Origin of the sequence: uncultured Solobacterium sp. (assembly GCF_963517755.1) — a bacterium.
Classification (GTDB): Bacteria; Bacillota_I; Bacilli_A; order Erysipelotrichales; family Erysipelotrichaceae; genus Bulleidia.
The window spans coordinates 1-18,902 of record NZ_CAUQGG010000008.1 but is presented as its reverse complement, the minus strand read 5'-3'; the positions used below and the strand labels follow the sequence as shown (position 1 = coordinate 18,902).

At 36.0% G+C, this 18,902-nt stretch carries 22 protein-coding genes and 6 tRNA genes; 2 read left to right on the top strand and 26 right to left on the bottom strand.

Annotation, left to right across the window (positions count from 1 at the left end):
• Positions 1-32: 32 nt before the first annotated feature.
• From RWM19_RS05855 to RWM19_RS05735, 25 genes are all read right to left on the bottom strand, one after another.
• Positions 33-440, bottom strand: coding sequence for a hypothetical protein (locus tag RWM19_RS05855; protein WP_313984785.1), 408 nt, complete (start codon positions 438-440; stop codon positions 33-35).
• Positions 441-499: 59 nt separating this feature from the next.
• On the bottom strand, positions 500-2,845 hold the full coding sequence (locus tag RWM19_RS05850; RefSeq protein WP_313984782.1) for a SpaA isopeptide-forming pilin-related protein: 2,346 nt from the start codon (positions 2,843-2,845) through the stop codon (positions 500-502).
• 203 nt (positions 2,846-3,048) lie between these two features.
• The gene (locus RWM19_RS05845; RefSeq protein WP_313984779.1) at positions 3,049-3,696 is read right to left on the bottom strand and encodes a hypothetical protein; all 648 of its coding nucleotides are present in this window, start codon (positions 3,694-3,696) and stop codon (positions 3,049-3,051) included.
• Between the two features lie 36 nt (positions 3,697-3,732).
• The gene (locus RWM19_RS05840; RefSeq protein ID WP_313984777.1) at positions 3,733-4,749 is read right to left on the bottom strand and encodes a hypothetical protein; all 1,017 of its coding nucleotides are present in this window, start codon (positions 4,747-4,749) and stop codon (positions 3,733-3,735) included.
• Positions 4,750-4,890: 141 nt separating this feature from the next.
• Entirely contained in the window at positions 4,891-5,229 is a 339-nt protein-coding gene (locus RWM19_RS05835; RefSeq protein ID WP_313984775.1) for a hypothetical protein, read from the bottom strand.
• 19 nt (positions 5,230-5,248) lie between these two features.
• Positions 5,249-6,109: a hypothetical protein gene (locus RWM19_RS05830; protein WP_313984773.1), complete on the bottom strand. Its 861-nt coding sequence runs from the start codon at positions 6,107-6,109 to the stop codon at positions 5,249-5,251.
• A gap of 335 nt (positions 6,110-6,444) precedes the next feature.
• Positions 6,445-7,314, bottom strand: a complete 870-nt coding sequence (locus tag RWM19_RS05825) for a hypothetical protein (protein ID WP_313984770.1) — start codon at positions 7,312-7,314, stop codon at positions 6,445-6,447.
• Between the two features lie 9 nt (positions 7,315-7,323).
• Positions 7,324-7,782, bottom strand: coding sequence for a hypothetical protein (locus RWM19_RS05820; RefSeq protein ID WP_313984768.1), 459 nt, complete (start codon positions 7,780-7,782; stop codon positions 7,324-7,326).
• An 11-nt stretch (positions 7,783-7,793) separates the two neighbouring features.
• Positions 7,794-8,171, bottom strand: coding sequence for a hypothetical protein (locus tag RWM19_RS05815; protein WP_313984766.1), 378 nt, complete (start codon positions 8,169-8,171; stop codon positions 7,794-7,796).
• Between the two features lie 189 nt (positions 8,172-8,360).
• Positions 8,361-8,756 (bottom strand): helix-turn-helix transcriptional regulator, encoded by a 396-nt coding sequence (locus RWM19_RS05810; protein ID WP_313984764.1) that lies wholly within the window; start codon positions 8,754-8,756, stop codon positions 8,361-8,363.
• 606 nt (positions 8,757-9,362) lie between these two features.
• Positions 9,363-9,911, bottom strand: coding sequence for a hypothetical protein (locus RWM19_RS05805; protein WP_006525057.1), 549 nt, complete (start codon positions 9,909-9,911; stop codon positions 9,363-9,365).
• Between the two features lie 42 nt (positions 9,912-9,953).
• On the bottom strand, positions 9,954-10,133 hold the full coding sequence (locus tag RWM19_RS05800) for a hypothetical protein (RefSeq protein ID WP_313984760.1): 180 nt from the start codon (positions 10,131-10,133) through the stop codon (positions 9,954-9,956).
• Positions 10,130-10,504 carry a hypothetical protein gene (locus RWM19_RS05795; protein ID WP_313984757.1) on the bottom strand — a complete coding sequence of 125 codons (375 nt, stop codon included), beginning with the start codon at positions 10,502-10,504 and terminating at the stop codon, positions 10,130-10,132. The genes RWM19_RS05800 and RWM19_RS05795 overlap by 4 nt, the downstream gene beginning before the upstream one ends.
• Positions 10,505-10,560: 56 nt before the next feature.
• Entirely contained in the window at positions 10,561-11,127 is a 567-nt protein-coding gene (locus RWM19_RS05790; RefSeq protein ID WP_313984754.1) for a hypothetical protein, read from the bottom strand.
• A complete protein-coding gene (locus RWM19_RS05785) occupies positions 11,128-11,481 on the bottom strand; it encodes a hypothetical protein (protein ID WP_313984751.1) in 354 nt (117 codons plus the stop codon).
• A gap of 69 nt (positions 11,482-11,550) precedes the next feature.
• Complete coding sequence (locus RWM19_RS05780) at positions 11,551-12,324, bottom strand: ParB N-terminal domain-containing protein (protein ID WP_313984749.1); 774 nt, start codon at positions 12,322-12,324, stop codon at positions 11,551-11,553.
• 2 nt (positions 12,325-12,326) lie between these two features.
• Positions 12,327-13,100, bottom strand: coding sequence for a ParA family protein (locus RWM19_RS05775; protein WP_313984747.1), 774 nt, complete (start codon positions 13,098-13,100; stop codon positions 12,327-12,329).
• A 15-nt stretch (positions 13,101-13,115) separates the two neighbouring features.
• The gene (locus tag RWM19_RS05770) at positions 13,116-14,153 is read right to left on the bottom strand and encodes a hypothetical protein (RefSeq protein WP_313984744.1); all 1,038 of its coding nucleotides are present in this window, start codon (positions 14,151-14,153) and stop codon (positions 13,116-13,118) included.
• Between the two features lie 278 nt (positions 14,154-14,431).
• Positions 14,432-14,740, bottom strand: coding sequence for a hypothetical protein (locus RWM19_RS05765; protein ID WP_294019945.1), 309 nt, complete (start codon positions 14,738-14,740; stop codon positions 14,432-14,434).
• A 90-nt stretch (positions 14,741-14,830) separates the two neighbouring features.
• A tRNA-Gly gene (locus RWM19_RS05760) sits at positions 14,831-14,904 on the bottom strand.
• A 15-nt stretch (positions 14,905-14,919) separates the two neighbouring features.
• A tRNA-Lys gene (locus tag RWM19_RS05755) sits at positions 14,920-14,995 on the bottom strand.
• Between the two features lie 8 nt (positions 14,996-15,003).
• Positions 15,004-15,078: transfer RNA gene (locus RWM19_RS05750), tRNA-Gln, on the bottom strand.
• Positions 15,079-15,125: 47 nt separating this feature from the next.
• Positions 15,126-15,210: transfer RNA gene (locus RWM19_RS05745), tRNA-Tyr, on the bottom strand.
• A 7-nt stretch (positions 15,211-15,217) separates the two neighbouring features.
• A tRNA-Thr gene (locus tag RWM19_RS05740) sits at positions 15,218-15,293 on the bottom strand.
• Positions 15,294-15,301: 8 nt separating this feature from the next.
• Positions 15,302-15,377: transfer RNA gene (locus RWM19_RS05735), tRNA-Val, on the bottom strand.
• A 214-nt stretch (positions 15,378-15,591) separates the two neighbouring features.
• Between RWM19_RS05735 and RWM19_RS05730 the strand changes: the two genes are divergently transcribed.
• Together RWM19_RS05730 and alr are read left to right on the top strand one after the other, a co-directional pair.
• Positions 15,592-16,035: a hypothetical protein gene (locus tag RWM19_RS05730; protein ID WP_313984741.1), complete on the top strand. Its 444-nt coding sequence runs from the start codon at positions 15,592-15,594 to the stop codon at positions 16,033-16,035.
• Between the two features lie 9 nt (positions 16,036-16,044).
• Entirely contained in the window at positions 16,045-17,163 is a 1,119-nt protein-coding gene (gene alr / locus RWM19_RS05725; RefSeq protein ID WP_313984739.1) for an alanine racemase, read from the top strand.
• A gap of 86 nt (positions 17,164-17,249) precedes the next feature.
• On the opposite strand, the gene RWM19_RS05720 is transcribed toward alr, so the two are convergent.
• Entirely contained in the window at positions 17,250-18,701 is a 1,452-nt protein-coding gene (locus RWM19_RS05720) for an ISL3 family transposase (protein ID WP_313984737.1), read from the bottom strand.
• Positions 18,702-18,902 lie beyond the last annotated feature (201 nt).

Here is an 18,902-nt window from a genome sequence, read left to right as displayed (position 1 = left end):
TTTATTTCTCCTCTCTGTTTCTAACATTTCTTTTAATCTTTAAAACGCTCGGGGCAATTTGCCCCAAGTTTTTTATAACTATCAATAATGAGAATCTTTCGTTTTAGATTCGTCTCTAAATAAAGCATGATCATTCTAGTTATTAACAACATCAAATAAACAATTGAAAATGATGCACCAATAATATTGATTACCTGCCATAAGTCATTTAAATTAATATCCATATCTTTACAGCTTGCTAGAAATCCTAAACCCATTAAAGAACTTCCGCCAATGCATAGCACTGGACTAAGCCTATTTAGTTCTTCTAGTTTCAGTTGTAATTCAATGTATATTCCTGCAATCTCATCCTCGCTTTTTCCTTTTAGATATGCAACATACTCATCATATGTAACTTTTCTCTTTACTTTTAACTCTTTTAATAATTTATCTGATTTCATAGTTTTTACCATCTGTGATGTCTCTGGGGCAATTTGCCCCAGAGTTCAATCCGTAAAGTTTATTCAACAAACTGTTTCTTCTTAAGGAATAAGAATACTGCTACGGCTAAACCACCTACAAACATCATAGATAATCCTACGGCATTGAATGTATCACCTGTCTTAACGGAAGGTAACGCCATATCATTTACAACAACCTTCACTGCGTTATTAACTGCAAAATCATAATCTTCACTTAGTACTACTTGGAAGTGATCATGATTGATTCTGTATCCTTCGGGTGCTGCTGTTTCCTGAACGTAGTAGCCGCCTAAATCATCCGCAAATTCAACAGCCCAAGTGATAACTCCTTCGCCATCTGTAATACCTACGCAAGGATTTCCATCCTTATCTAAAGCAACCGTGCCATCAGCCTTAAATAACGTCAATTCAGCACCTTTTAGTTTCTTTGAGTTATCCATAGCATCTACCTTAATTGCGCTCACGTAGAATACTTTACGTGTATCTACAGCCATCACAACTTGTTCATGTTGGCGTGTGCCAGTTACTGTAAATTCGATATCCTCAAACTTGTTAAATCCAAATGGTGCTTCATCTTCACGTAAGATGTAAGTCTTTCCACCTTCAACAAACTTTGAAATATCTGTGTTTTCCTTAGTAGATGTGAATGTAACAATTTCGCTGCCTGTTACTTTGTCAATCAAAGTCATCTTAGCTCCAGCAACGTTATTACCTTTGCCATCTGTCTTCGCTACATCAATCACAATCTTATCATCTGCATAATCAAGACTAACGATTGCTCCGTTATCCTTGATTTCAAAAGGCTTTGGATTTGTGTTTAAGTAGTATCCAGCAGGAGCAGTAACTTCTACTAATTCATAATCACCAGCAGGTAAGAAAGCATCATTGGACTTCCAATAACCATTAGCATCTGTAGTAATTGTATAAGGTAATGTCTGACCAGCAGCCGCTGTAGCCACAACATCACCGTTTTCATCTCTAGCTACTACGTCATAGTTATTCTTGTTTACGATTTCAAAAGTTGCAGTACCAACATTTGCACCTGTATCTGCATCTTTCTTCTGGATTTCTAGACCACCACGTACAACACCTTCCACAACAGTGTATGTGTTGCCGCCAACTACTCTAGCAGTTGAATTGTCATCTACAATATTAAATAAAACTACACCATCTCTAATATTTGGTGCTGGAGAGTTAGATGCATCAATAACTTTATTGTCCAGTGTGTATCCTGCTGGAGCCTTGGTCTCTTCTACAGTTAGAGTACCAAGTGGTAATGTTGGAATACCTGCATCTAAATAGAATGGATCACCAGATACTTTATATGTATCGCTCAAACCTGTAAGATATCTGCCACCTCTATTTAGTGTCTTCACAACCCATGTGCGTGTTGGTGTTGTTGGTAAATCATTGAATGTATATTGACCTGCATAATACTTGATAGTAAATTCAGCACCTTCAAGACTTGCTGGATTTGCTACAACCGTTCCATCAGCAGAAACTTTATTTAATTCAATATTTAATGGGTCATTAAGTGGCTGATCTGTTGACTGTACGTTATATGTTTCACTATTTGCAGTAAACATATGTGAATAAACTTGCGCATCCAATCCAAATCCTCTTGGTGCTACTAATTCTTTTGTATATAGTACTGCGTTACGTTGAACTGTAATACCATTTAATTCACCGTGTCCATTTGCATCTGTAGTAATACGTCCTACCTCATTTGTTAATGCAGCATCGGAGTACACTCCATAAATGGCACCAGATAAGTCTTGAGCATAGCAAGCTACGTTACCTTGAGTCATGGTAGGATTACCATTTGATTTATCTAAAGTAACGTTTACCGTGATATTTCGTGGTGCAGTCTGAATTACCCATGTAGCTCCACATCTTTGATATGGAACTGTAGTTCCCGTATCATAGTTAAATCCTGTAGCCTCTTCCCCTGTGTATGGATTCAGGTAACGTGGTACGTCGATACGTAGCGTTACTCTACCATCTGGTTGAACATCTGTAACAGTAGCGTTGTAAGGGTAATATGTCTTACTACCAGATTCATATGCCGTTTTATAGGTCAATCCTATATGACCTGGTTCTAGACACTGAACACTGAGTTGGTTTATAATTTGTCCAGATGCACTGCCTAAAAGACCATCGATATAATCGATCGTGAAGTTTATCACACCTGTACTTGGATTGGTGTTAGACGTTCCTAGCTTACCTGAAAACGTGTCTCCCACTTCCAAAGTATCTAGGTTAACTGTACTCGCCTCTACTGGCAACAGTTTGATTCCCATCGGAATCACAAGTGCCAGAATAAAGGCTGCCATCACGCTGAAAAGCTTGATGGCTTTTCTTTTTAATTGATTCAATAAATTCATGTGTTTTCCATTCCTCCTATATGAATTTTTCTGTGCTGTATAAAACTTGTTGTTATGATGCTATATCTCATCGCCTATTTGCTGTAGAAGATAATTAAAATAGGCAATGTTGTTGTAACTGTTTCTCCATTAAAAAAGGCGGTAGACTTTTACATCTATCGCCTTATCAAGGAGAAAATTTGACTGAACTTAATTTTTAAATCTTATTTATACCCAACGATTATTGTTTCATCCCAAGCAGCTTGGTCAGTTACCCAAACTTGTTGGGTAACTGCATCATGATGTGTCGTTCCTACCTGTACATCGCCCACATGGTAACTGCCATCACCATTTGTATTTTCAATGAAAGCATCTACACTTGGATAAATTGTACCAGTCTGGTTACCAATAATCTTTCTTTCATATACAGGTTCATCCCAAGCATCCCGAATCACCTGTGTTTCCCAGTGTCCTACTTCATCGTGGTGAACCGTTTGATAAATAGGCTGTGGAGCAGGTGCAGCAGGTGTTGTATTCGTACTTGGAGTATTTGTTACTGAAGAACTGTTGTTATTGTTCTGTGTCTCAGTAGTAGTTGTTCCTGTAGTTGGTGTAGCTGGTGTTTCGGATGTAGTGGAAGTATCTTCTTTCTTATCTTCCTTTTTATCATCCTTCTTGCTATCTTTCTTGTCGGATTGTTTGTTATCCTTCTTATCATCTTTCTTATCGTTCTTATTAGATGTAGAAGTTTCGGTGCTTGTTTCGTGTTTTGCTGTGTTGTTTGCTTTTGGTTTTGGTAGCATAAATAACATCACTACTAATCCAATTGCTGCTAAGATGCTAACGATGATGAATAATTTCTTCTTGTTCATAAGTTTTCTCCCTTCGGGGCAAATTGCCCCAATATTTTAATAAGTTAATTTATATCCTTTGTATAATCCATCTGCACCCATGATTGGTTCACATGAATATGCTCCATATCCAGATCCAGTCGCAATGCATGCTGAATATCCTGAATCAAGATTGTATCCATCACTGAACATGAAGTATTGCGTTCCGTGTGATGTACTTGTGCTTGGGGCAATTTGCCCCGAGCCATTGTTTCCTTGTGAAGGCACCTCAACATAGATAACATCAGGTGTAGGTGCTGGTTTATCGGATAGATGCAGGTTCAATGTAGCCTCCGCTTTGTTATGTTGACTATCTTCAACACTATACGTTACTACTTGAGTATCCTTGGTTGTGTCAATACTGCTACATTTAACATTTTTGGAAAGATCACCATCCACATTATCTGTTGCTGACTGGATGTAAGCCTCACAAGAGAATGCATCTGTTCGATACATTGATACATTAGTTTCTCTTAATGTGATTACTGGAGCATCCTTATCTACAACTTTGACATCTAATGTTTTGGAGATACTCTTGATTCCGTTATCAATCGTATATTTAACTTTATACAAACCTAATTTACTTGTATCAACATCACTATCAATGCTTAGTTTCACTTCGTTTTCTTCTGAATAATCTACTATATAATCTCTCGGATTAAACATTGATTGATAATCCACTTCAACAGAACTATCTTTTAAGTTGATTTCAAGTCTTTGCATATAGCGTTTGATTTTATCTCCACCAATCACGCTGATCAACACCAATCCTACAACTGCAATTGCAGATACAATCAGCAGCAATATCTTTTTTAATCTTTTCTGCTTGATTTCCTCATCTCGTATCTCAAGCTGTCCGCTTTCGTATACAAGCTTTTCTCGGATATGCTGCATTTCATCTGCAGGTATCGTTATAAAGGCATAAACACCTACATCAATATGATCCTTTAGTCCAAGTCTGATTTGTTCCATCTGCCATTCGTTATATTCTGGCTTTGCGTAAATTGAAACATCCAGTCCCTCTTCAAGTCCCATCTTTATCTGCTGCAGTTTATTACCTCTGAAACCAAGCTGCCTATATTTGTCTATTTCTTCCAAACAATCACCATCTTTCCTTTCCTGGGGCAAATTGCCCCAAAGAATATATTGCTATCTTTTAAAGGTTATCTATAGTGATTAGGCTTGCTTTTGCTTGCGGTTACTCATAATAACCTTGACCAACTGATAAATGAATGCAGGAACACAAATGATACCTGCAGCAATGACCTTTGCAATGAATAATCCGATCCAGAATGCAGGTGAAGCAATCAACATGATTCTCGTTTTAGATAATAAGTAATTTACCAGTTTGTAACCAAATGGAATCATTGCATAATACACAAGATACGCAAATTTCATCTCATTCTTACCTATCATCCAGATAGCCACCGATAAGATGATTCCTTCAATCAATGTGATAAAGAATTCCTTGTTTGTGTCTACTAATGCATTTTGATACTGTTCTTGTCTGTTCATAACTTTTCCTTTCGACTTATTAAATTTCTATTTCTGCACTTGTTTCCAAGTTGTTGAATAATGAACTCTCTGCTTTTAAAGAATGTTTGCTCGTAAATTCTTCAATCGCTGTTAGTATAGTTTGAATGTGTTGCAACTCTTCATCAGAAATTTTCACATTCTCTGCAGTCTTACTGATTGCATTTTTAAGTGCATCCGGTTGCTGCAGAAGACATCTATCGAAATCAATCATTGCATCTTCTTGATTTGCATAGACTTTTTCATACCCGTTTGGATCATATTTATGAAAGAATCCATCTATTGCTCCAATCAAGTTAACCTTCTTACTCAGGTCTTCCTGTCTTTTCCGTTCCATTACAGAATTTGATTCTTTTAGCAGCTTTACAAAGGAGAATGAACTACACTCTTCTCTATTGTCTCCGCTATATAAATAAATCTTTGTTTCTGGATAATATCTCCATTCCATAAAGCCTTTATCGTAGACTGTAAGAAATCGCTTAGACAACTTCACCTTCATATTTCCATCCAACACTTCTTCAGGAATTTTCAAATACACTGCATCATCTGTATTCTTAAAGACTAGATCATCATCAATCAGTTGGATCTGGTAACGTGGCATCATCTTTTTGCCGCTCATATAGTCTTCTATGCCATCAGACACTATGCCTACCATCTTAACTAACTTCTTTCGATTCACATCAAAGTTTTTCTGAACCTCATCCAGTCCACGGATAACCTCTGCACCAGCACCTACACCATATTCTTTCTTAAAAGCCTCTATGCTATCCATGATGTCAATCACATTGATACATAAGGTTTCTAATACAGCGACTGTATTCAAGCCATAGAGTTGGTGCTTCATCTTTTCTTGTTCATTCATCTTCCATCCCTTCTCTTACAAACTACCACTTGTTTTGTACCAAAAACCATCCAAGCATTTAATTTGTTCCAATCATTGAAAAAGGTACCTGGCTACTACTCCAGGTACCTTTCATGTGAATTTCCACATTACCATAATACCACGTTTCATTCCTAAAAATTCCGAGAAAAAGTTGAGACCCATTAACTATTGACTTTTTCTATTTTCTGTGATATATGAACTCACAAATCTTATAATTTTCAAGTAGTCTCTTTATATTCCGGGGCAAATTGCCCCAAGATTTACTTTTGTTGTAACTACTTTCCGTTTTATATTGTTCTTATAAGGGATTAACGCTATTCCCAATTTTGCTGATAAAGGATTGTATATGCTTCTAATTCATCGTCCCAATCATACGTTTCGTCAATTTCATTGACATCCGTTTTACACCATTCTTGATAAAAGGCTGCTTTTCTGTCTTCTTTGCTAAAATCATACAATTCTCTAGTTCTGAAGTCTCCTTGTTCTTTGTTCAAAAAGTCTTCAGCATCTTTCTTGTTGTCAAACTTCTTATAGTAGCAACCGTTCTTCCAGTCGTTCTCTTTGTAACTTACCACTATATAAGTTGTTGTTTCTTGCTTGCCGCAAATCAACTTCTGCAAGATATTCATTGTCATATTTTCTATCTTGCTCTTTCCGGTTCTGTAATTGTCAATGATTGCTGTCGAAACACCTGTTTCCTTTGCGATTTGATAAGTTGTCTTGTCGCTATTGAGGATACGTTTTACTTCTTCTTCCATCACTTCAGCAATGATCTTCTTATCGCTCTTCAGCATTTCCTTTAGTTGTTTGATGCTTGAGTACTCCTGGCATAACTGGATAAGGCAACCAAACTGTCCGGCTTGATATACCCTGATAAAAGGTGCTGTGTAATATGTACAATAGCCCTCATCGTCATAGATCTTGAGCCAGTTTTTGAATTCGGCTGTCAATGTGTAATGCTCAGGGACGGAAGTATCACCATCCACCAACCAAGCGCTATACTCGCCATCTTCACCAAAATACAACTCTTTCATTTCAAGGTGAGATGTTGTAGCTGGACGATTTTCCATTGTCATTCCTACCATGATCAATGTTGCAATGTTGCTTCCGCCCAACGCAACGCAGATGTCTTTGTAAGAGTTGCGAGCTTCTAGTGTTGCATCTTTTAGTGTATATCTTTCCATATTATCCTCCTAGAAGTCCAATGCTTCCTGTGCTTTGATTTCGAATACTCTAGTGTATCCATCATCAAGTCTTCGGTATACTTCAACAAGTTTTCCGAAAACTTCATCACAATTTTCAGAATTATCAATTTCTGACAGCCATTCACTGCCATACTTTGTTTCCCCATTCATTAGAACGTATTCATATTCTAATGTGTTCAGGGACTCGTATAAGGAATCTCTGAATTCAAGCCCATTCTCTTCTTCTTGAACAGCAACTTTATGCCACTTCAAGAAGTTCTCAACATCTCTCTTTGCCGCTTCTAGAGATGTTCTTTGCAAATGATAAGTGGAAGACTCATTCTTAATCTTATCACTTTGCAATTCGATGTTTAGGGTGTCTTCGTCTTTAAAATTGGCGTAAGCCCAAACACCTTTATTTTCTTCGTTGACCTTTTCAACGAATTCTATAAATTCTTTCTTATTCATGTTACGCCTCCTTATCCTAAAATCTGAACATCATACTTGTAATAATCAGCGTATGAGTTCGTCAATAGTGCTGTTTCTTGTAATATGTCTGTTCCTTTGTAATGGTTTAACCACTCTTCACCACTCTTGATTGTGTCTTCAATCATAATGCTGTCGTTTGGGTGATTTACCAAGATAGTTTCTAATGTGTCTTCAACTTCTTCTAATTGCTCGAAAAAGTCGTTTACATCTTTCTCCGATAGATCATCGGAGTGAATGCCACCGTCGATGGTGTAAGTATATTCACCATCGGTTTCTTCTTCATAGATAGTGAAGTCTGAATTAGAGTAATTTTTAAATGCTATTGCAGATAAGTTTAGATGTGTTCTTTCATTTCCATAAGTTTTCATGTTTTTTACCTCAAACCCCTTTGGGCTTTCCTTGACTATAATATACAAGATAAATTATATAATGTCAAGATAAATATATAAATTATTTTATATAAATGTGCAAAAGCAAATATCTTGTATAGAATTTTTCATCTATCGCTTATCATCCTTCCCTGGGGCAAATTGCCCCAAGATTTACTTTTGTTGTAACTACTTTCCGTTTCTTCCCCAATTATAATCTATTGCTTCGGATAATATTTTATAATCCTCTTCTGCAACACGTTTCTGTTGCATCAGTTCTTTTGTAATATGCATGGATGCAAGCATGTCAACCACCATTGTGGATTCATTGTGGTTCTCTATCATCCATGCACCCGCAATACATATACCTTGTGTTAAATTCCAACCCTCACTCCTTCCTACCAACTCATCCAACGTTACACCTAATGCATCCGCTATTTTTATGAGTGTACTTATGCGTAGATCTGTATGCTTTCCTCTTTCAAATTCAGATAAGGTCGATTCAAGTACACCTGATCTTTTATGTATTTCATAATTGTTTATTCCTTTTTCTTTCTTTATCCGCTTGAAGCCTTCTATATTCATTGGTTCCCTTTCTAACTTCATTTATGTGAAGTATAATTCAATTACATTTAGGAGGATTTTGTCTCATGTTCCTGTCTGAAGATGAAGCAAGATATGATGATATTCTTAAACTTTTTAATCACTATAAAACATTAGCAAATAATACAACCATGACTAAATTCGCTACATTGTGGGAAGGTATCCTATTTCCAAAACTAGCCGAAAATTATTACTACCCTAACATACGGTATTCAGAAAAATGGAATAAACAATATATAGAGCATTATCTAATTAAGGAAACATCACCTACTGCTAACTGGGAAATTAATTTTAACGTGAATAATATTCACGCTCTCATTTATCAAGGTGATATTATTCCCCAGCACACTAAATTTAAAAATTATTCCAAGTTGATTTATACATCAGAACCAAATTTGCAGAATGATACAAATCACCCTAAGCGTAAAGGGATTGCTGTTCAATATTTTTATCATTCTACTCCGCTTCTTCTAATTGACGGAAACCATAGAGCAATACATTCTAGAAATAGTTTTTTCTATAATTTTAAAATTGAACTTCTATCACAATCTGATTTATCCGTATTCTGCTTTGATTCATATATCGACTTTATTTCTTATCATTGGATAACAAGCAAGCAACACTTAGCTCAATTAGACAATGCTGAAGATATTGAATACTTTCTAAACTTTCTGGAAGCATTTCTTCAGGAAAATCAAAAGAACATGTCCAATGGTTTACTAAATCCCTATACTGCAAACGAATAAAATTTTTGACATTTGAAAACTCCTTTGAAGGTTCGTACCATTTCCCATAATCCATTTGCCATACATGTTGTACTCTCATTTTTTGGTAATACTTCACTTCAAATTTTTTCAAATCCTGTTCAATCAATTCAATAATTCTTTTAGAGCATTCAAGCATTTTATCGGTATTTACTTGCTTTGCAAATATTACCCATCTAAATCCATATTTATGTAGTTCAATTTTATATCCATAGGTGGTTATCAAAAATTTCTTTCTAATTTCATTTTCTACCATCCAATGTTCCTCTTCTGCTGTGTTAGGAATGTTTTTTTCAAAATAATCCCACCCATTAGATTTCAAGAACAATTTATTTGGATATTTCTTTATAGTATGAATCCCTATTTTCTTCATATCGTTCTGCTCACCTCTGGGGGCGTTTCGCCTCCAAGCTTTTTATCTCACCATATACTGTTCAATCGGATCGTCATCTGAACCCTTAAAAATCGTAACTACATAATTGCTAGTATCTCTAATCTTATCTGCCCACTTCCTAGCAGCGCTCATGCTGCTAAACCAAGCAGAATCAAATGCGATGTTATCTTTTGAAAGAATAACCATTATTTCATCATTCATACTTCTCCACCCATTAGAAAAGCCAGTTTCCCCACAATAAAATCATATGCATACAGCAATATAAAACTAATCCATACAAAATCTATATATGATGCTAATTGTTCTAAATAAATAATCAAATTAGCATCATATTGGTTCATTGCTGGAGATAATGTAATGAATGCTTTTATCAAAAATACAAACAAAGAAACTGCTGCTCCAAGTTCCATAATCCGCCAAATTATTCCAATCATCACACCAGCTATACCAGCATTTCTTTTTAATTGATCTAAAATATCACTTCTCTTTCTTATATTGCTTTCTCGATAGATTAATGTCACCACCAACAAAACTAAAGAAACAAAATAGTAAAGTCCTTTTAATTTATTCATCCAAATCCTCCATCTATTGCTTTCCTTTCCTGGGGCAAATTGCCCCAAAAATCTTTTTAAAGGAATGCTGGATAGTATTCATCTATCTTTGCCCTTTCTCCAAGTGCTTCATATCGCTCCTGGAATATTTCTTGATATTGCCTCATATTTCCATATTCGTCATAATGATCCAGCTTCCACAATAGTATTAGTATTCTCTCTGCTTCTTTAATCTTTTTGAAATATGTACTTTTAGATATATAACATTCTCGACAGATACATTCATATTTTTGATTCAGAAGCCATTTCCTGATGATTAGTTCTCTTTCGAGTTCATCAAGATAGTTTCCATTAATGCTTTTAGCCCAGTATTTTATAAAATTATAAATGTCTTTATCTCTATCCATTCTTTGAATCACCGTGTCTTCTTGCTGATGGTTGTTTTCATCAGATGCAGATAGTATCCATTTCGTAGCTGATTTATAGTGCATCCTTTCAAAATCTTCTTCAACATGAATTGTATAGTCATCATTTATAGAATAGACATTGCCAACCATCTTAGAAAAATCAAGCCAAATTCCAAATAAGTATTTCAGTCTTGCATATGAGCTTGTTTTTTTAATCATCACTTCATATCCAATCATTTATACACCTCTGTTCTCCATAGATTTTCTAATCAGTTCCATCTCTGCTTCATTTAGAATTTTTGCCTGGTATTTCAGTCGGAAATTCGGAATCATTTGTTCTAATTCCATCAAATTGTTAAGTGATGCAGTTTTCAAATAAAGATAAATCAGGTCTTTTAAGTGCAGTTGATCAGACTTCTTTAATTCAAGGTTATTCATTTCCAAAGTCTGCACCTGGTTCAATGAAGCGCCGGAAAGCACTTTAAGAGTTGCTATCATATGCCATATCTCCGGACTTGTTTCACTACTTGCCGTTTGTAAAACTGTTCCACAGATATCATCAATATTTTTTACCATATCTTCCAGTTCCATAGTTTTCCTCCGCTTCACTTTCTTTCCTTTGGGGCAACTTGCCCCAAAGTATCACTAAACCTTTATCACTTATCCTCTTAATATCTCCAAGGTATCAATCAGCCCGTCAATCGCTATCCTTAGTTGCTGTTTGGTCAATTCATCTTTCTCTCTAAAATCTGGTGATTTCTTTTGTAGAAATTTATCCAGGCTTTGAATCTTTTTGATGCACTTTTGAAACTCATCTTCTTCCGGTTCTTTCTCTACGATATCTTCAGCAGATATTGATGAGTCACCATCAACATCTTTCTTATTTATCTCTGCCAGCACATCCTTTACCGTTCCATCGGAAATACCCGTAATAGCTGTGATCCACTCTCTTTCACGTCCTTCCGGCTTATCTCCATTTGCACAGTGGATTGTATAGCAGCGGTGTGCTTCCAATATGACTTGTCTTCGTTCCTTTTTATCCATCGTTCTATACGCATTAGAACTTAGCAGCATCACTCTTTCTTGCAACTCATCCTCTGGATAATTCAAGATGACTGGTATTTCATGCTCATCAAGTGTTTTTCCGTTGTATTTAACAGTTTCTCCACTTTCAATAATCTTTTTGATTGCCTGCAATCTACGATGTCCAGATGTAAGAACATATTGTCCATCACCACTCTTGAAAGCATGTAGTGGTTCAATCAAACCCATCTCCTGGATGTTTTCAACTAGCAGGTCTATATCATCCATTTCATAGACGTTCTTCTCATTAGCACAAAGCTCCTCAACGGAAACATAGATAATCTTTCCTAGTTTTGCTGCTTCAAGAGAAGCACTATTTAATAATCCGTTTTTAGATGTTAGTAGTCCCATTTTTATTTCTCCTCCTGCAGAACTTCTGCTACTAGGTCTCTATAGTCTTGTGCAACCTTTGAACGTGATTTCATATCATTTATCAACATTCTTCCTTTCATAGAAGAATCTTTAATCGGTGCAGCTTGATAACGGATATTGGTCTGATAAACCATGGATCCATATGCCATCTTTAATTCTTCCAATGTTTCTGTATCAATCTTGTTTCGTTGGATTTTTGTAGGAAGGATTCTGATTTCAAAGTTTGCTCCATCAATGTTTTCTAATATTTCCTGAGAATGTTGCAGAGTCAATTCAATTCCTTTCAAAGCACCTTTTTCAAGGTCAGCAGGAATGATTAATCTGTCGCATGCACACAATGCATTGGTAGTACAAAGATTGATAGAAGGATTATTATCTATGATGATTTCGTCATAGCCTTGTAACTTCTTCAGCAACTTCTTTAGTTTTGTCTGCTGTATTCCAGATGATGTATTTACCAACATTTGCTTTTCTACCGTAAATAAGTAGATTGTTGCAGGAATAACATCCAAATTTTCAATATTCGTATGATAGATACATTCACTTATCTCACCTGTTCCAGCCAAAGCATCTACAATCGTCAAATCTCCATCCTCAAACTCTCTTTCCGGGAACAACAGATAAGACACACTAGACTGCCCGTCCATATCCACTAATAGTGTTTTCTTTCCTTCCTTTGCAAATCCTGCAGCTAAATTGATGCTGGTAAGTGTTTTTCCAACACCACCTTTAACATTCCAAATTGATGTAATCATATTCATCTTCCTTTCTTAAATTCCATATCTGTATTTCATCCGGAATTCATCTATTTCTTTATCAAAATCTTCTATGACGGTATCTATGTTTTCCTGCACACGGATAACATTCATGAATATTGAGAACGATAGTTTTATCTTCTTTCTGCCACCATCAATAGGATGATTTGAGAATCCTTGTTTCATCTTATTTGCATATCGTTTTGCCAGTACCATGAAGCGGTCGTATATCTTTCCTTCTTGCAGGAAATAACCATCTCTCAGTGCGATCCACTCCATCTGCAGTTCCTGTTCTATATGCTGAATTGCTCCATTTATCCTGGTTAGATTGATATTTTGATACTTATTGAGCCAATCATAACGTTTCAGCTTTGGAAGTAGGAATTCCTTCTTAAACTGAATCTTCAATTTAACAAATGCTGCAGCAATGCACTGCCGTATACGACTTAGCAATCTATCAAAGCCAATTCTTTCTTTTCTGTTTGAATGCTTTCTAGCATATCCATCTGCCGTAAAAATTCTGCTTTTTAAACTGAAGTGCGATGTCCATGTCTTACGGAGATCACCTGCCTTTACAATTTTTCTAGCTTGAGGATCATCCGCTTTGCATAATCTGCCAGTTACTTTATTTTGAAATCTATCGGACTTCCAAAAATCCTCATAAACAATAGGCTCTGCACTGTAGTAACGTTCAGAAATAAGAATCTGTAAATAACGTCCCTTGCCTCTTGTTTCTACCCAAGCTGCATAAGGCAAAGGTCTCTCAGAACCAAATAATTCAGACATGAGAATGCGGACACACTGCTCTACATCTACCAAAGATGCTGGTAAGAGTACTTCTAAAGATTTTGCTTGAATATTGATTGTCTGAGTTCGCTTGCCGGCTCGACTGAGTTCAAACTCTTCTAACTGACGGAAGAATTCCTGATAACCCAAAGATGAAACAGTAGCATCAACTACTAACTCACCACCAGCTGCAGCAAGCCACTCGGAAATACTTAACACCGATTGAAGGTCAGCATAAATATTTGTCTTACTAAAAAATGTATGCATAATTTAAGAAGCTCCTATATTCCATTAACTACACATCATAGGTATCCTATGTTGTTTTTTTTATTTTATTTGTGATTTTTAATAAATCTTTAACATCTATAAAATTGCTTTTTTTTGTTAAATCTTATATATTTATATATGCAAAGAGGTGTGTTGGATATATCAGGTCATACTGAGGGTATCTGAATCCTCTACATATGCAATATTGAAGGTAATTAACCTTCTTTCCCCTTAATCACAGAACTCATTCCGCCAAGTTTGAGCGTTCGGTGATTTTTTTATTTATAATCATCAGGATTTTCTTTTTTATCTTTTTCTATGATTTTTGCTAGCCCAGAAAAGAATTCAGTAGAATCAATATCTAATGCTCTACAATACTCAAAGAAATAATGAAGTGATATTCTTGGGATATCTCCTCGGTTATACTTCATAAATGTAATCATTTTCATACCAATCATGCGTGCTAGAGTGTCATGACTGATATACTTTCTATCTTCCTTATTTCTCTCTTGGAGATCAGCAAGAAGATATCGCCAAGCCACAAGATCCTCTTTAAATCTAACCGTTTTTCTACATTTATCTCCCATCTGCTAGTTCTCCTTTCCATTCCAAACACATTCCGTAAAACGCAAAAATAGGTAGCTATAAGTTACCTATAGCTACCTATTTGAATGTAATGGAGCGAGTGATGAGAATCGAACTCACGTATACAGCTTGGAAGGCTGTCGTTCTACCATTGAACTACACTCGCATGTCTTAAATAAAGTGGTGTCTCGGAAGGGACTCGAACCCTCGACCCACTGATTAAAAGTCAGTTGCTCTACCGTCTGAGCTACCGAGACATCTTAAATGGCTGGGGTAGTAAGATTCGAACTTACGAATGAGGGAGTCAAAGTCCCTTGCCTTACCGCTTGGCTATACCCCAATAATCAAGTCCAACTCGTAAGCATCACTCGATGCATCATCAGTAAATGGTGGAGACGGGTGGTTTCGAACCACCGAACCCAGAGGGAGCAGATTTACAGTCTGCCGCGTTTAGCCACTTCGCTACGTCTCCAAATAAATGGTGCCGACTATAGGAATCGAACCTACAACCTATTGATTACAAATCAATTGCTCTGCCAATTGAGCTAAGTCGGCGAAAAAAATGGTGGAGGTTAACGGGCTCGAACCGCTGACCCTCTGCTTGTAAGGCAGATGCTCTCCCAACTGAGCTAAACCTCCATCTATCCCTTACATTCCTCATTTCGTGGAATGCTTTAATATAGTAGCATGGTGACTTTTCATCGTCAACACTTTTTAATTTCTTTTTTTAAATTTTTTCCAAAATACTTCTAGTCCTCCCCTTTCTTCCGCATTTTATTCTATTGATATGGAACCATAATGATGTTTCACAGGGTAATGTGCTACAATAATAGATGTTTTATGGAGGTTTCAGATGAAAATCTATAACGCAAGATACTTAGATAATAACCAACGATTTATTGCTGCGATTATTACAGGATTTATCGCTGCAGTTATACTTGGCAATTTATATGGATTGATTACGGCACTTTTACATGTTGAATTTTCTCTAATGTTTATTGCTATCGGCTATGGAATTGCTGCTACAATCAAACATTTCGGAAGAGGTGTTCATACCAGATTTATGATAGTTGGAGCAATCATGACTTTTATTGCAATCTTTATCGGTGACTTAACGAGTTCCATATCGATCAATGGCGTTATCGTCCTATTTACAAGCGGAAATTTATCGGTTATCGCAACCACATTCCTATCTTATTTACGTATTTTCGCTTCTTTGAATCCATATGCATTAATCAGTTTAGCATTCCGTTTAATTGGTATATATATTGGTTATACGCAATCGGTCATTTTATAGAGGTGTAATATGTATAGAAAAACATGGATGCAAGTCAATCTAGATAAGATTGAACACAACTTGATTCAATTAAAAGAAATTTGTCAGAAGAAAATCATCGCTGTATTAAAAGCAGATGCCTATGGCTGTGGTGATATTCATGTGGCACGTGCTGTTTTAGAAGCGGGTGCAGAGATGATTGCTGTATCATCTCTAGATGAAGCCCTTGTACTTCGCAACGAAGGCTATGAAGGAAAGCTATTAATACTAGGTGCTACAGAAGCTAATGATATTCCCATTTTAATCAAATACGGAATTTCCTGTACTGCTTACTCTACTGAATGGGTACACGATGCAGCAAAACAAAACTGCAAAGGTTTACACGTACATCTAAAAGTTGATACAGGCATGAGTCGTATTGGCTTTCGTACAATTGATGAACTTCATTTTGCCTTCGAAAAACTGCAAGCTGCTAGCTGTGATATGGAAGGAATCTTCACCCACTTCTGTTGTGCAGATAGTGATTTAGATTTTACAAATCGTCAATTCTCTAAATTCAAAGAAGCTGTAGAATCCTTCTCATATACATTCCCTTGGGTGCATTGTGATAACAGCGATGCAACTGCATTCTTTAAAGAAGATACTTCTAATGCTTGCCGTATCGGCATCTCTCTGTATGGAATCTCTACTTACGAAAAATCCCTTGAACCAGCAATTTCACTTTTCAGTGAAGTTGTAATGGTAAAACATATGCATGCAGGTGATACAGTAGGTTATGGTGCTACCTACACCGCAAAAGATGATGAAATCATCGCCACCCTACCAATTGGTTATGCGGATGGGTTTATCCGTGCAAACCAAGGTAGAAAAGTATACGTAGATGGTCAATATGCCGAGATTGTGGGACGTGTTTGTATGGATCAAGCAATGATTCACTTAGATCATGAGGTTCCAGAAAAAACAGTAGTTGAAATCTTTGGCGAACACATATCCTTAGAAAAGATGGCTGAAGAATTAAATACAATCCCATATGAGATTATCTGTTTACTCAGCAGCCGTGTAACACGTCGTTATATCTGGCATAACAAAATCCAAGATGAAGAAAATTCTCGTTTAGAAAAGAGTATTCTTACAAAAGAAAGAAACTAAAACGATGGGTCTCCAAAAACTTTGGGGGACTAGCCAACACTTTGGGGGACAACCCATGAATTCAGGAGAACACTAGACATCAAAATCTAGTGTTCTTTTTCAATACCTTTCTTATAATGTCCACGAATTTTCCCATCTTTATGAATGGCTTTTAAATCCCTAGGGATAGCTAATATAGAGGGAGCTTCACGTGTTGCCCAAAGTAATCTATTTCTTGTGTATTCAAAATTGGTAACTCCATTTGAATTTCGTTTTAAATCTTTAGGCTTATTATTAAAGGATTCCATAGGGCCATTAGAAATCCTTCTAATCATTTCGACTTCACCATCTATATTTACAGTAGTTATAGTTGTAAAGGCAGCGAGTATCGGATATTTGTATTTCTTTAATAGACCAGAAAATTCTCTGAACATTCTTAAATGGGATGAACTGTATTCTTTTATCAGGCTATCTAGAGCTTTTTCAGCGTGAATAGAATCACCGATATATTCATTATTAAAAGAAATATATTTTTCTTTTAGTTCTCTGATTTCTTTGAAGTTTGAATCTAGAGAAAGGAATAGATTTTCTTTTTGGTAGGTATCCAGATACTGATTTAAAAAATTGTTCTTAAACCTTTTGAATGAATAATAGATATTATCAATATTTGATAGTAGGACCCATTTAAAGTTCTTTAAGATGTATACTTCTCTGGAGTCTTTTTTAGTTTGATAATTACGATTGTTTTCGTAGTTTTCTTTCTCTAATAGTTCATCGTTTTCTTTCTGATATTTTTTCTTCACGGTATTGATATATATGTTTATTTTATTATTAATCCATTGGATGACGTGAAATGAATCAACGATGGATATAGCGTTTTTAAAGAATGATCGCGGTAGATTTAGGTATGCATTATACATATCACTGACAATGTATTTGACCGCATCTCGCTCATCTTTTGAAATGGAATTAAAGTAGCTTGTAAGTGTATCTTTATTATGGTTTGGAAGTATGTCTAGAATTTGACTTGTTCTAAAATCCATTATGACCAAGGCATATCGGTTTTTATGGTCAAAGTTTAAATAAACCTCGTCTATTGCGATAATATCTGTTAATGGTAAGCGAGGTAAATTGACATAACGCATAAATGTATTGTGTACATAGGTATCTGATATGTTGTAACGTAAGGCTACCTCAGTGGCCGTCATATTTATGTCCTTCAGTTCGTTAATAATCATATAAGGCATTAGAGTGGTTGTTTGTTTGTATGGCTCCACAAAACCAAAAGAGTCTCTTTCGTAATGATTACAGTTAGGACAGTGCCATTTTTTCTGTCTTAGATTAATCATGAGATTACCAATTCCCTGAAGAACTGAGTGTTTTACCTTGCGAGCATATATACCTTTGGATCTCATATTACATCCACATTCAGGACATGTATGAGTATCACCAGGTTTCTTTTCTACTGTAATATATTTACAGTTACCAAGTTCAGAATAATCACTGATGATAATGTCAGAGTCGGAAATACTAAAAAGTTGTAAAATACCTTTATCCATAGAACCTCCTTATAAAAAGACATTGAACATCTTTTATGATAAGGAAAATGGAAAAGGGATGAAATCCACTAGGAAATCATCCCTTAAATTTTTTGAAATTACCTGTCCCCCAAAGTTTAGTCCCCCCCCAAAGTTTTTGGAGACCCAAAACGATGGGCAACAGTTTGCTCATCGTTTTTCATTGATTGGTAATAAATCGAT

Bases quoted from the DNA above. Each gene is read 5' to 3' on its own strand.
- RWM19_RS05855 (WP_313984785.1), bottom strand. From the start codon at position 440: ATGAAATCAGATAAATTATTAAAAGAGTTAAAAGTAAAGAGAAAAGTT.
- RWM19_RS05850 (WP_313984782.1), bottom strand. From the start codon at position 2,845: ATGAATTTATTGAATCAATTAAAAAGAAAAGCCATCAAGCTTTTCAGC.
- RWM19_RS05845 (WP_313984779.1), bottom strand. From the start codon at position 3,696: ATGAACAAGAAGAAATTATTCATCATCGTTAGCATCTTAGCAGCAATT.
- RWM19_RS05840 (WP_313984777.1), bottom strand. From the start codon at position 4,749: ATGGGACTTGAAGAGGGACTGGATGTTTCAATTTACGCAAAGCCAGAA.
- RWM19_RS05835 (WP_313984775.1), bottom strand. From the start codon at position 5,229: ATGAACAGACAAGAACAGTATCAAAATGCATTAGTAGACACAAACAAG.
- RWM19_RS05830 (WP_313984773.1), bottom strand. From the start codon at position 6,109: ATGAATGAACAAGAAAAGATGAAGCACCAACTCTATGGCTTGAATACA.
- RWM19_RS05825 (WP_313984770.1), bottom strand. From the start codon at position 7,314: ATGGAAAGATATACACTAAAAGATGCAACACTAGAAGCTCGCAACTCT.
- RWM19_RS05820 (WP_313984768.1), bottom strand. From the start codon at position 7,782: ATGAATAAGAAAGAATTTATAGAATTCGTTGAAAAGGTCAACGAAGAA.
- RWM19_RS05815 (WP_313984766.1), bottom strand. From the start codon at position 8,171: ATGAAAACTTATGGAAATGAAAGAACACATCTAAACTTATCTGCAATA.
- RWM19_RS05810 (WP_313984764.1), bottom strand. From the start codon at position 8,756: ATGAATATAGAAGGCTTCAAGCGGATAAAGAAAGAAAAAGGAATAAAC.
- RWM19_RS05805 (WP_006525057.1), bottom strand. From the start codon at position 9,911: ATGAAGAAAATAGGGATTCATACTATAAAGAAATATCCAAATAAATTG.
- RWM19_RS05800 (WP_313984760.1), bottom strand. From the start codon at position 10,133: ATGAATGATGAAATAATGGTTATTCTTTCAAAAGATAACATCGCATTT.
- RWM19_RS05795 (WP_313984757.1), bottom strand. From the start codon at position 10,504: ATGAATAAATTAAAAGGACTTTACTATTTTGTTTCTTTAGTTTTGTTG.
- RWM19_RS05790 (WP_313984754.1), bottom strand. From the start codon at position 11,127: ATGATTGGATATGAAGTGATGATTAAAAAAACAAGCTCATATGCAAGA.
- RWM19_RS05785 (WP_313984751.1), bottom strand. From the start codon at position 11,481: ATGGAACTGGAAGATATGGTAAAAAATATTGATGATATCTGTGGAACA.
- RWM19_RS05780 (WP_313984749.1), bottom strand. From the start codon at position 12,324: ATGGGACTACTAACATCTAAAAACGGATTATTAAATAGTGCTTCTCTT.
- RWM19_RS05775 (WP_313984747.1), bottom strand. From the start codon at position 13,100: ATGATTACATCAATTTGGAATGTTAAAGGTGGTGTTGGAAAAACACTT.
- RWM19_RS05770 (WP_313984744.1), bottom strand. From the start codon at position 14,153: ATGCATACATTTTTTAGTAAGACAAATATTTATGCTGACCTTCAATCG.
- RWM19_RS05765 (WP_294019945.1), bottom strand. From the start codon at position 14,740: ATGGGAGATAAATGTAGAAAAACGGTTAGATTTAAAGAGGATCTTGTG.
- RWM19_RS05730 (WP_313984741.1), top strand. From the start codon at position 15,592: ATGAAAATCTATAACGCAAGATACTTAGATAATAACCAACGATTTATT.
- alr (WP_313984739.1), top strand. From the start codon at position 16,045: ATGTATAGAAAAACATGGATGCAAGTCAATCTAGATAAGATTGAACAC.
- RWM19_RS05720 (WP_313984737.1), bottom strand. From the start codon at position 18,701: ATGGATAAAGGTATTTTACAACTTTTTAGTATTTCCGACTCTGACATT.